Annotated in this window: 12 protein-coding genes; 11 read left to right on the top strand and 1 reads right to left on the bottom strand. The window is 45.2% G+C overall.

The window, feature by feature from the left end; genetic code table 11:
• The first annotated feature begins 42 nt into the window (after positions 1–42).
• The 11 genes from ABHC48_RS10415 to recN all read left to right on the top strand — a co-directional run bounded on the left by ABHC48_RS10415 (position 43) and on the right by recN (position 11,486).
• Entirely contained in the window at positions 43–1,632 is a 1,590-nt protein-coding gene (locus ABHC48_RS10415; protein WP_118581031.1) for a peptide chain release factor 3, read from the top strand.
• Positions 1,633–1,815: 183 nt separating this feature from the next.
• Positions 1,816–2,202 carry an Asp23/Gls24 family envelope stress response protein gene (locus ABHC48_RS10410; RefSeq protein ID WP_118581028.1) on the top strand — a complete coding sequence of 129 codons (387 nt, stop codon included), beginning with the start codon at positions 1,816–1,818 and terminating at the stop codon, positions 2,200–2,202.
• A 104-nt stretch (positions 2,203–2,306) separates the two neighbouring features.
• Complete coding sequence (gene nusB / locus ABHC48_RS10405; protein WP_118581025.1) at positions 2,307–2,864, top strand: transcription antitermination factor NusB; 558 nt, start codon at positions 2,307–2,309, stop codon at positions 2,862–2,864.
• Positions 2,857–4,086, top strand: a complete 1,230-nt coding sequence (gene xseA, locus ABHC48_RS10400; RefSeq protein ID WP_195699432.1) for an exodeoxyribonuclease VII large subunit — start codon at positions 2,857–2,859, stop codon at positions 4,084–4,086. The genes nusB and xseA overlap by 8 nt, the downstream gene beginning before the upstream one ends.
• An 81-nt stretch (positions 4,087–4,167) precedes the next feature.
• The gene (xseB, locus tag ABHC48_RS10395) at positions 4,168–4,392 is read left to right on the top strand and encodes an exodeoxyribonuclease VII small subunit (protein WP_118581019.1); all 225 of its coding nucleotides are present in this window, start codon (positions 4,168–4,170) and stop codon (positions 4,390–4,392) included.
• A complete protein-coding gene (locus ABHC48_RS10390) occupies positions 4,376–5,272 on the top strand; it encodes a polyprenyl synthetase family protein (protein ID WP_118581017.1) in 897 nt (298 codons plus the stop codon). Before xseB ends, ABHC48_RS10390 begins: the two co-directional genes overlap by 17 nt.
• Positions 5,273–5,285: 13 nt before the next feature.
• Positions 5,286–7,169, top strand: a complete 1,884-nt coding sequence (dxs, locus tag ABHC48_RS10385) for a 1-deoxy-D-xylulose-5-phosphate synthase (protein WP_173715645.1) — start codon at positions 5,286–5,288, stop codon at positions 7,167–7,169.
• Positions 7,166–7,990, top strand: coding sequence for a TlyA family RNA methyltransferase (locus ABHC48_RS10380; RefSeq protein ID WP_118581011.1), 825 nt, complete (start codon positions 7,166–7,168; stop codon positions 7,988–7,990). The genes dxs and ABHC48_RS10380 overlap by 4 nt, the downstream gene beginning before the upstream one ends.
• Positions 7,991–8,045: 55 nt before the next feature.
• On the top strand, positions 8,046–8,924 hold the full coding sequence (locus ABHC48_RS10375) for an NAD(+)/NADH kinase (RefSeq protein WP_187565771.1): 879 nt from the start codon (positions 8,046–8,048) through the stop codon (positions 8,922–8,924).
• A gap of 191 nt (positions 8,925–9,115) precedes the next feature.
• Positions 9,116–9,571, top strand: coding sequence for an arginine repressor (gene argR, locus ABHC48_RS10370; RefSeq protein ID WP_118581008.1), 456 nt, complete (start codon positions 9,116–9,118; stop codon positions 9,569–9,571).
• A gap of 238 nt (positions 9,572–9,809) precedes the next feature.
• A complete protein-coding gene (gene recN, locus ABHC48_RS10365; protein ID WP_195699431.1) occupies positions 9,810–11,486 on the top strand; it encodes a DNA repair protein RecN in 1,677 nt (558 codons plus the stop codon).
• 30 nt (positions 11,487–11,516) lie between these two features.
• On the opposite strand, the gene ABHC48_RS10360 is transcribed toward recN, so the two are convergent.
• Positions 11,517–11,642: a DUF6783 domain-containing protein gene (locus ABHC48_RS10360; RefSeq protein WP_334285686.1), complete on the bottom strand. Its 126-nt coding sequence runs from the start codon at positions 11,640–11,642 to the stop codon at positions 11,517–11,519.
• Between the last annotated feature and the right edge of the window lie 29 nt (positions 11,643–11,671).

Below are 11,671 nucleotides of genomic sequence, written 5' to 3'. Positions count from 1 at the left end.
TAGAGCGTGTCTGAAATAGAGAATTCAAATAGGAGGCTAAACGTGTCGAAGTATACGAAAGAAATAGAAAAAAGAAGAACCTTTGCCATCATTTCCCACCCGGATGCAGGTAAGACTACTCTGACTGAGAAATTCCTGCTGTATGGCGGAGCCATTAATCTGGCCGGTAGTGTTAAAGGAAAAGCAACGGCCCGCCATGCAGTATCAGACTGGATGGAAATTGAAAAGGAGAGAGGTATTTCCGTTACTTCTTCCGTATTGCAGTTCCATTATGACGGTTACTGCATCAACATTCTGGATACTCCTGGACATCAGGATTTCTCAGAGGATACTTATCGTACCCTGATGGCTGCAGATTCTGCAGTTATGGTAATCGATGGGTCCAAGGGTGTTGAGGCACAGACCAGAAAGCTGTTCAAGGTCTGCGTTATGAGACACATTCCTATTTTTACTTTTATCAATAAAATGGACCGTGATGCCAACGATACCTTTGATCTTCTTGACGAGATCGAAAAAGAGCTTGGAATCGCAACCTGCCCTATTAACTGGCCAATCGGTTCCGGTAAGAAATTCCGCGGTGTTTACGACCGCAACACGAATAAGATCCTTACTTTCACAGATACCCAGAAAGGTACCAAGGAGGGAACTATTGAGGAAATCGATCTGGATTCTCCTCATGCACTTGAGGTTATGGATCCGGAGCAGAAAGAACAGCTTCTGGAGGAAATCGAGCTTCTGGATGGCGCAAGTGCCGAGTTCGATCAGGAGATGGTAAGTAAGGGAGAACTGACTCCTGTGTTCTTTGGATCCGCTCTTACCAATTTTGGTGTTGAGACTTTCCTGGAGCATTTCCTGAAGATGACTACGTCACCTCTTCCAAGAATGGCAGACTCAGGTCTTGTTGATCCTATGAGCGATGATTTTTCTGCTTTTGTATTTAAGATTCAGGCAAATATGAATAAGGCTCACCGTGACAGAATTGCATTTATGCGTATCTGCTCCGGCAAATTCGATGCCTCCCAGGAGGTTTATCATGTACAGGGGGATAAGAAGATGAGACTTCTTCAGCCCCAGCAGATGATGGCTGAGTCACGCCATGTAGTTGAGGAGGCTTATGCAGGAGATATTATCGGTGTATTTGATCCCGGTATTTTCTCTATTGGAGATACGATCTGTACGCCTGGAAAAAAATTTGCATTTGAGGGCATTCCTACATTTGCACCGGAGCACTTTGCAAGGGTAAGACTTCTGGATACCATGAAGAGAAAGCAGTTTGTAAAGGGAATTAACCAGATCGCACAGGAAGGTGCCATCCAGATTTTCCAGGAGCTTTACGGAAATATGGAAGAGATCATTGTGGGCGTTGTTGGTGTGCTCCAGTTTGATGTTTTGAAATATCGTCTGGAGAACGAGTATAATGTGGAAATTCGTCTGGAAAATCTGCCATATGAGCACATCAGATGGATTGCGAACAAGGATGAGATTCAGGTGGACAAGATCGTCGGAACTTCTGACATGAAGAAGGTTACAGATCTGAAAGGCAATCCGTTGCTTCTGTTTATCAATGCATGGAGTGTGGGCATGACAGAAGACAGAAATCCGGATTTAATATTAACAGAATTCAGTAAATAACTCTTTTCATTTTTGACGCATTTTGCTATAATTAAAGAAAGTCTCGGATAGAAATAGAACTGCGCAGATGCGTGGGATAGTCCGTTTCGTGTAAATACGCCGTAAGGCAGATTTGACGCTGGCCTCGGGGAAAGATGCGAATTTTCCGGCAGCCGGCAGATTAAACCTAGGAGGTTTGTAAGCATGGCAGAGAAGAGAACAACATATAAAATACAGGATATTGAGGGAATCGGTGAGGTTCAGATCGCAGATGAGGTCGTTACTATTATCGCCGGACTTGCCGCTACAGAAGTAGACGGAGTTGCCTCCATGGCAGGTAATATTACCAATGAGCTGGTAAGCAAGCTTGGAATGAAGAATCTCTCCAAGGGAGTTAAGGTTGAAATTGTTGACAGTGTGGTAAGCGTTGACCTTACCCTGAATATTGAATATGGCATGAATATCCTTGAGACCAGCAAGAAGGTTCAGGAGAAAGTAAAAGCAGCCATTGAGAACATGACAGGACTTGAGGTTGCAGATGTCAATATTCATATTGCAAGCGTAGATATGGAGAATGAAAAAAGCAAGTAAACGAAAAAAGGAAAGTAAACCTTTCCTTTTTTTTCTATGAATGTCTGCGTGAGCTGGCATTTCTTTGCAGGGATTTTCGGGAGTTACAGATAGTAGGAGGAAACATGAGAAGAAGGGAACAGAGAGAACATATTTTTAAGCTGCTTTTTATCAGCGAGTTTAATACACAGAAAGAAATGGAAGAGCAGCTGGCTTTATATTTAGCTGATATTGAGAATCTGGAAGAGAGCGACCGGGACTATATCAGCCGCAAATATATGAACATTATGAACCACACAGATGAGCTTGATGAGAAGCTGAACAGCATCAGTATGGGATGGAAGACAAGCCGTATGAACCGTGTTGATCTGACAGTTCTTCGTCTGGCTGTGTATGAGCTTGAATATGAGAAAGAGGAAGTGCCGGTAGGAGTTGCCATCAATGAGGCTGTAGAACTGGCGAAATGCTTCGGTTCTGAAGAGTCCGGTGCATTCGTAAACGGAATCCTTGGAAAGATTGCCAACCCGGATAAGAAGGTTGCTGCAAGAAAGGCATCTTCTAAGAAAGAAGAACAGACCTCTGCAAGACCGAAATCCGGTTTCAAGGTAAAGGATCCTTCCAAAAAGGTGGTAGTTGTCAACCGCAATGTAAGCTCCAGGGCACCGGAAAATAAAAATGAATAATGTCTATTCTGTTGGTCAGGTAAACCGCTATGTGAAGAACATGTTTACCCAGGACTATTTTTTACAGAATATTTATGTAAAGGGAGAGGTATCCAACTGTAAATACCACTCCACAGGACACATCTATTTTACCTTGAAGGACGAAGGCGGCACACTGAAATGCATTATGTTCGCAGGTTCCAGAAAAGGTCTTGCTTTCCGCATGAAAGACGGAGACAAGGTGATAGCCGGGGGCAGAGTAGATGTTTATGAAAGAGATGGCGCATATCAGTTCTATGCGAAGGAGATTACTTTAGAGGGAGCTGGTGCGCTTTATGAAAGATACCTGGCGTTGAAGCAGGAGCTGGAGGATATGGGAATGTTTGCACAGGAGTATAAGCAGCCCATACCGGAATTTGCCCACAGAGTGGGGATTGTCACATCTCCTACAGGTGCTGCGATTCGGGATATTATCAACGTTTCCACCCGAAGAAATCCTTTTATCCAGAGTATTCTTTACCCGGCACTTGTGCAGGGAGAGGGAGCAGCGGCCAGTATTGTACGTGGTATCCGCATGCTGGACGAGGCAGGCGTGGATGTGATCATTGTAGGCCGGGGCGGTGGTTCTATCGAGGAACTATGGGCTTTTAACGAAGAAGAGGTGGCAAGGGCGATTTTTGAGTGCCATACACCTGTAATTTCTGCAGTGGGACATGAGACTGACTTTACCATCGCGGATTTTGTGGCGGATCTTCGTGCCCCTACACCTTCAGCAGCGGCAGAACTCGCCTATTTTGACTGCCGGACTCTTTTGAATTCCATGCAAGGGTATCAGGAACGGCTGGAACGGGCAGTGTGGAATAAAATTGACGTAAACAGGGCAAAACTGGAAAGATATGGAACACGTCTTCAGTATCTGAATCCAGAGAGCCGTCTGCGTGACCGTCAGCAGTATGCGGCAGATGTGCAGGAACGAATCCAGTCTGCCATGGAACAAAAGATAAAAGATAAAAGACACAGACTGTCCCTCTATCTGGAAAGGTTTCACGGTCTTTCTCCTCTTCGGAAGCTGAATCAGGGTTACTCCTACGTTTCTGATAAGGAAGGAAAGACATTGACAAGCGTTTCACAGGTAAAACAAGGGGATGGTCTGCTGATTTATGTTACAGATGGTACAATAGAGGCGTCTGTACAGAATACAAAAGCCAGCAGTTACGGAGCAGATACAGACAGTGAAAAATAAAGTCAGCATGCAGATCGTGCATAGCTAGTAAAAGACTTCTGTGCACAATGTGTGCAGCAATAAAGACGGAGGTGCGGAAGGATGGCTGATGAGAAAAAAGAAGAGAAAACTCTGGAGGAGGCTTTTTCAGAGCTGGATGTTCTGGCGGGAAGGCTGGAAGACCGTGAGACCTCCCTGGAAGATTCATTTCGCCTTTATAAACAGGGAATGGAGCTTCTGAAATATTGTAATGATAAGCTTGATACTGTTGAGAAAAAAATGCTGCAGATGAATGAGGATGGTAGCCTTGGTGAATTTTCAAGATGAATTAAAAAAAAGAACAGAAGAAATTAATAAAGTGATCCAGTCTTATCTTCCGGAAGAGGAAGGTTTTGCGAAGACTATGGCACAGGCAATGAATTACAGTATTCTGGCAGGAGGAAAGCGCCTTCGCCCTATGCTGATCCTGGAAACCTTAAGGCTGTTTGGAGGAGAAGAGAAGCTGGCATATCCTTTTATGGCAGCAATGGAGATGATTCATACCCATTCACTGGTCCATGATGATCTTCCGGCTCTTGATAATGACGATTACCGGAGAGGACGTCTTACTACTCATAAAGTTTATGGGGAAGCTATGGGGGTTCTTAGCGGTGTGGCACTTCTCAATTATGCTTATGAAGTGATGCTTACAGCTTTTGACACGGCAGATACACCAGATTGTCAGGCACATGTGATTCAGGCACTGAAGGTAATGTCCCATAAGACCGGACTTTACGGAATGCTTGGCGGACAGAGTGTGGATGTGGAAAATGACGGCAAGCCTATGAGCCGTGAGATGATTGATTATATTTATGAGAATAAGACTTCTGCACTTATTGAAGCCTCTGTGATGACAGGCGCAATTCTTGGAGGTGCCACGGAAGAAGAGACTGCTATAGTAGAAAAAGCAGCAAAAAATATCGGCCTTGCGTTCCAAATCCAGGATGATATCCTGGATGTGACCAGCACCGAGGAAGAGCTGGGTAAGCCAATTCACAGTGATGAGAAGAACCATAAGACTACTTATGTGACACTTATGGGAATTGAGAAAGCATCACAGCAGGTGAAGAAGCTGTCAGATGAGGCAGTTACTTTGTTTGAAGGACTGAATAAGAAAAATGAATTCCTGTTTACTCTGGTGAACGAGCTGGTGGGACGCAGGAAGTGAAAGAAGGATACAAATGATTCTGGATAAAATAAAAAAGCCCAACGATATTCACAAAATTCCTCTGGCTGAATTTCCGCAGCTGGCAGAAGAAATACGAAGCTTTTTGATTGAATCCGTCAGCAGGACAGGAGGACATCTGGCATCCAATCTTGGAGTGGTAGAACTTACACTGGCACTGCATAATGTACTGGATTTTCCAGATGACAAGCTGATTTGGGATGTAGGCCATCAGGCATACACTCATAAGATCCTCACCGGACGAAAAGGTGAATTTGAGACCCTGCGCAAGGAAGGCGGACTGAGTGGTTTTCCAAAAAGAGGGGAGAGCAATTGCGACTCTTTTGACGCGGGACATAGTTCAGATTCTATTTCTGCAGGCCTTGGTTATGTGCATGCAAGGGATCTTCTTGGAGAGAATTATCATGTGGTTTCTGTGATCGGCGATGGTGCGCTTACAGGCGGTATGGCTTATGAGGCGCTGAATAATGCAGCCGAATTGGATACCAATTTTATAATTGTTTTAAATGACAATAATATGTCAATCTCTCCAAATGTAGGAGGAATGTCAAATTATCTCAGTGCGATCCGTACTGCAGAAGCATACACCGGAATGAAAATGAGCTTGAATAAGGCGGTAAAAAAGATTCCCCGTGTGGGAACCGCTATGGTGGATGCTGTGAGAAGGACGAAAAGCAGCATTAAGCAGCTTTTTATTCCGGGAATGCTCTTTGAAAATATGGGCCTGACCTATCTTGGACCGGTGGACGGGCATAATATGCGCCAGATGATGCGTCTTTTTAATGAGGCAAAGCGTGTGAAGGGACCGGTTGTGGTTCATGTTCTTACAGAAAAGGGACGTGGCTATGAACCTGCAAGACAGAATCCGGATATGTTTCATGGAATCGGACCGTTTGACATCAAGACTGGAAAGCCAACCCAGAAGAAGGTCTGTCCGGGTTATACAGATGTGTTTGCAGATGCTTTGTGCCAGGTGGCAGCAGAAGAAGAGAAGCTGGTTGCCATTACAGCTGCCATGCCTGATGGTACCGGGCTGAAAAAGTTTTCCCAGAGATTTCCAGACCGGTTCTTTGATGTGGGAATTGCAGAAGAGCATGCAGTTTCCTTTGCAGCCGGACTGGCACTTGGCGGAGTAGTCCCGGTGGTTGCCATTTATTCCTCCTTTTTGCAAAGAGCTGTGGATCAGATGCTTCACGATGTGTGCATGCAGAAGCTTCATGTGATCTTTGCAGTGGACAGGGCAGGTCTTGTTGGAGCAGATGGTGAGACACATCAGGGCAATTTTGACATTTCCTATCTCAGCATGATGCCTGGAATGACAGTGATGGCACCGAAGAATGACTGGGAGTTAAAGGAAATGCTTCGCTTTGCTGTGAAAGCGGATGGCCCGGTAGCAATCCGTTACCCAAGAGGTAATGCATATCAGGGGCTGCAGGAATATCAGACAGCTGTGGAGATGGGGAAAAGTGAAGTCCTTCACAGCGGTTGTAAGGTAGCAGTTCTGGCACTTGGAAGCATGGTGGAGATCTGTGCAGAGGTCTGCAGTGAATTACAGAAGGAAGGAATTGATTCTACCTTTGTAAATGTCAGATTTGTAAAGCCATTAGATACAGCTTTGCTGGATCAGCTGGCGCGGAATCACAGCCTGGTGGTAACAGTAGAAGAAAATGTGCAAAATGGTGGCTTTGGACAGCAGGTATGCGGTTATATGGAAGAACATCATCCTGGTATCCAGGTGCTGCCAGTGGCTATTCCGGATCGTTTTGTGCCTCATGGAGGTGTGGACAGTCTTAGGGTACAGCTGGGGCTTAGCGCCAATGCCATTGCAGAGAAGATAAAGAAAATTTCAGGTAACTATTCAGAAGGAATAAGAGAATGAAGAAACGATTGGATATGATGCTGGTGGAGCGCGCTCTTGCACCTTCCAGAGAAAAAGCAAAAGCATATATCATGGCCGGACAGGTTTATGTAGATGGTCAGAAGGAAGATAAAGCAGGCTCCATGTTTACTGAAACGGTGAAAGTGGAAGTCAGAGGAAACACCCTTCCATATGTAAGCCGCGGCGGCCTGAAGCTTGAAAAAGCAATGAATGAATTTGATGTAAGTCTTGAGGGGAAGGTGTGCATGGATGTAGGCGCCTCTACAGGCGGTTTTACAGACTGTATGCTTCAGAATGGCGGTGTGAAGGTATATTCTATTGATGTAGGATATGGCCAGCTGGACTGGAAGCTTCGCAACGACCCAAGAGTTGTGTGCATGGAGAAAACCAACATTCGCTATGTGGTACCGGAGGATATCCAGGAGAAACCTGCATTTTCCTCTATTGATGTTTCCTTTATTTCCCTGACCAAGGTACTGGGACCTGTGCGAAATCTTCTTACAGAGGATGGCGAAATCGTCTGCCTGATAAAACCCCAGTTTGAGGCTGGCAGGGAAAAGGTGGGAAAGAAAGGGGTTGTCCGTGATCCTGCTGTACACGAGGAAGTGATAGAGAAGGTGAGGGATTTCGCCATGAGTATTTCCCTCGAGCCATGCCATCTTTCTTTTTCTCCGATCAAAGGACCAGAGGGAAATATTGAATATCTTCTGCATCTGAAGAAAAGACCGGAGGGAACGGAGGTTCCGGACAGTCTTACTGTGAAAGTGGAGGATGTGGTTGCACAGGCACACGGAGCATTGGATAAACCGGCAGAAAAATAGTATGCAGTTGAATGCTGTTGCTTACAGGGGCAGTAAACAGATACAGGACTTTGGTATGAATAAGTTTTATATTATAACCAACAATGAAAAAGATAAAAATCTGGAATTTACAGACCGGGTAGTGGATTATCTTGGAAAAAGAGGCGGACACTGTGAAGTTCAGCTTGCAGGAAGACAGACTGCAGGTCCGTTCCACTATACGGATCCAAGAAGGATTCCGGAAGAAACACAGTGCATTATCGTACTTGGCGGTGATGGAACCCTTCTTCAGGCTGCCAGAGACATTCAGGCGGCTCACGATAAGAAGCGCAGTCAGATTCCCCTTCTGGGAGTCAATCTTGGAAATCTGGGCTTTCTGGCTGAGGTGGACAGGCAGTCTGTATACCAGGCTCTTGACAAGCTTACGGAGGATGTCTACGAGGTGGAAGAGAGAATGATGCTCTCCGGGACTGTTTACCGGGGAGACAGGGTCATTGGCAAGGATATTGCCTTAAACGACATTGTAATTGCAAGGGAAGGTCCCCTTCGTGTTGTAAGATTTAAAAATTTTGTCAATGACGAATATCTGAACTCTTATAACGCTGATGGAATTATTATTTCCACACCTACAGGTTCGACAGGATACAGCCTTTCTGTTGGCGGTCCTATTGTTTCACCAAGTGGAGAGATGACGATTATGACACCAATCGCGCCACACACTCTGAACAGCCGAAGCATTGTTTTCCCAGCGGAGGATGTGATCACGGTGGAAATGGGAGAGGGACGTCACCAGGATTGTGAAAAAGGACTGGCTTCTTTTGATGGGGATTCTGAAATTCCAATGATCACAGGAGATAAGATTGTGATCCGAAAGGCAGAGGTGAAAACCAGGATTTTGAAGCTGAATCATCTTAGTTTTGTTGAAGTGTTGAGACAAAAAATGAGGGATAGCTGATTTTTATTAATGTATCAGAATACAAATATTATTATAAGTATTGATCATAGTATGGGAATTTTATTGATAATATCATTTTCAGAATGCGTTGCAAAGGTTCATTCAGAGCTTGTTTGAAAAAGGGGTATTGTAAGTGACAGCCTTTTTTAACAGACTTCAGGGCAGAAAATCTTTGCAGGGGAGGTTAAGAAGTGAAATTAGCAAGACATGAGAAAATTATCGAACTGATAAAAGAATATGACATAGATACACAGGAAGAGCTTGCAGCCAGATTGAATGAAGCCGGTTTTAAGGTGACACAGGCTACGGTTTCACGAGATATCCGTGCACTGAAAATGACCAAGGTTGCAGGAAAAGACGGGAAATCCCGCTATGCCATCCTGCAGGATACACAGCCAGGGCTTGGGGACCAGTATACAAGAGTGTTAAATGATGCGGTTGTGTCCATTGAGGTTGGACAAAATCTGGTAGTGATCAAGACAGTTACCGGAATGGCAATGGGAGTTGCCACAGCTCTGGATGCCTTGAAATGGCCGGAAATCCTGGGCTGTATTGCAGGAGATGACACGATTATGTGTGCCTGCAAAAGCTCTGAGCTGGCGGAGGGTGTCATGGAGAAGCTGGGCAGTATTTTGAACAGAAGATAAAAATGGAAACAGTTTGCATGACCGGAATTTTCAATCGGGTTTCAGAGCTGACTGAGAACATAAAGTGGATCGGGCAGGAATTTCCTGCTCGATTGTTACTATCTGAAGGGCATGTGTGGCTTTGAAGCATAGCGTTGCCTGACATTACATATGGCATTTAGACCTGTTTATAAGGGTATGAGAAAAGAGTAAGGAGTTACTGTCCATTTGAATATACAGTAACGTAAGGAGGTCAACCTTGTTAGTACATTTACACGTAAAAAACCTTGCACTCATAGATGAAATTGAAGTGGAATTCGGACCAGGGCTGAATATCCTCACCGGTGAGACTGGTGCCGGTAAGTCCATTCTTCTCGGTTCCATGCAGCTGATCCTGGGAGGAAAGACATCCAGAAGCATGATCAGGGAAAATGCGCCCTATGCACTGGTAGAGCTTTTATTTCAGGTTGAAAATACGAAAGCAAAAGAAGCACTTGCCGCACTTGATATTTATCCGGAGGACGGACAGATCCTCATGTCAAGAAAAATCATGGACGGCAGGAGCATTAATAAGATAAATGGGGAGACAAGCACTGTCAGCCAGATGAAGGCCGCTGCAGCCTGTCTTCTTGACATTCACGGGCAGCATGAGCACCAGTCCCTTCTCTATGAGGAGAAACAGCTGGAAATCCTGGACGCTTATGGCCGTGAGAAAATCTTTCCGGAAAAAGAGAAGGTGAAAGCTGCCTATCAGGAATATAAGAAATGTCAGGCAGAACTGAAATCCCTTGATATGGACGAAGAGCAGAAGAATCGGGAAATGGCTTTTCTGGAATTTGAGATCAATGAGATTGAGAAAGCATCTCTGGTTCCAGGAGAAGACGAAGAATTGGAAAAGCAATATCGAAAGCTCTCCAATGGACGCAGAATTATCGATTCCCTGCAAAGTGCCCATGCCCTTACCGGATATGACGGACAGGGAGCCGGGGAAGCAGTGGGAGAGGCTCTTCGGGAGCTTTCCAGAGTGACAGAGTACGATGAACAGCTGGAATCCCTTTCCCAGACCTTAAGCGAAGTGGACGGACTTCTCAATGATTTTAACAGGGAGCTGTCCTCCTATATGGATGACATGACTTTTGATGAATCCGTATTTTATGAGACAGAGCGCCGCCTGGATCTGCTCAATGGTCTGAAAGCCAAATACGGTCAGCGTATCGAAGAAATTCAGGAATACCAGAAAAAACAGCAGGAAAAGCTGAACAAACTTCAGAAGTATGAAGAAATTTTTGAGGTTGCCAGGGAAGAACTGAAAAAGGCAGAGAAAAAGCTGGAAACAGCCTGCAGCCGTCTTTCGGAAATTCGTAAAGAATACAGCCATCAGCTGGAGAAAAAGGTAATCCAGGGATTAAAAGACTTAAATTTCCTGGATGTACAGTTTGCCATCACGTTTTCCAGAAGAAGCAGTTTTACAGAGAATGGTTATGATGAAATTCAGTATGAAATTTCCACAAATCCGGGAGAAAGTCTGAAGCCCCTTGGTAAAATCGTATCCGGCGGTGAGCTTTCCAGAATTATGCTTGCCCTGAAGGCAATCCTGGCAGATCGTGACCAGATCGAAACACTGATTTTCGATGAAATAGATACGGGAATCAGTGGACGTACTGCTCAGAAGGTTTCTGAGAAAATGGCAGTGATCGGGCATCATCATCAGGTGCTCTGCATTACCCATCTTCCCCAGATCGCAGCCATGGCAGATTCCCATTTTGAGATCGAGAAGCAGGTTGAAGGCACCAAGACCACCACTCAGATCCATCCCCTTGATGAAGAAGCCTCCATCCGTGAACTGGCCCGTCTTCTTGGGGGTGCCCAGATCACTGGCGCTGTGCTGGAAAATGCAAGGGAGATGAAAAAACTGGCCAGGGAGTGCAAGGCATAATTCCTTTTTGTAGATTGAGAAAATGAGTTTTCAAACATGTAAGTTGAAATCCTCTGTGAGACAGGCTCCTGTCTGACAGGGGATTTCTGAGTATATCAGAAGCTTTTTCAGGCAGGCTCCGGAGCGAGTCTGAAAAATCATTCCCGCAATCTGCACGCCCCACTTTGCGGTATATTTTGCCCGAA

The sequence above is a fragment of the Ruminococcus sp. 1001136sp1 genome, from assembly GCF_039841815.1.
In the GTDB taxonomy this organism is placed as follows: Bacteria; Bacillota; Clostridia; order Lachnospirales; family Lachnospiraceae; genus Blautia_A; species Blautia_A faecis.
This window is presented reverse-complemented; position numbering and strand designations above follow the sequence as displayed.

Coding starts and splice junctions, on each gene's coding strand:
- ABHC48_RS10410 (WP_118581028.1), top strand. CDS start 1,816: ATGGCAGAGAAGAGAACAACATATAAAATACAGGATATTGAGGGAATC.
- nusB (WP_118581025.1), top strand. CDS start 2,307: ATGAGAAGAAGGGAACAGAGAGAACATATTTTTAAGCTGCTTTTTATC.
- xseA (WP_195699432.1), top strand. CDS start 2,857: ATGAATAATGTCTATTCTGTTGGTCAGGTAAACCGCTATGTGAAGAAC.
- xseB (WP_118581019.1), top strand. CDS start 4,168: ATGGCTGATGAGAAAAAAGAAGAGAAAACTCTGGAGGAGGCTTTTTCA.
- dxs (WP_173715645.1), top strand. CDS start 5,286: ATGATTCTGGATAAAATAAAAAAGCCCAACGATATTCACAAAATTCCT.
- ABHC48_RS10380 (WP_118581011.1), top strand. CDS start 7,166: ATGAAGAAACGATTGGATATGATGCTGGTGGAGCGCGCTCTTGCACCT.
- ABHC48_RS10375 (WP_187565771.1), top strand. CDS start 8,046: ATGAATAAGTTTTATATTATAACCAACAATGAAAAAGATAAAAATCTG.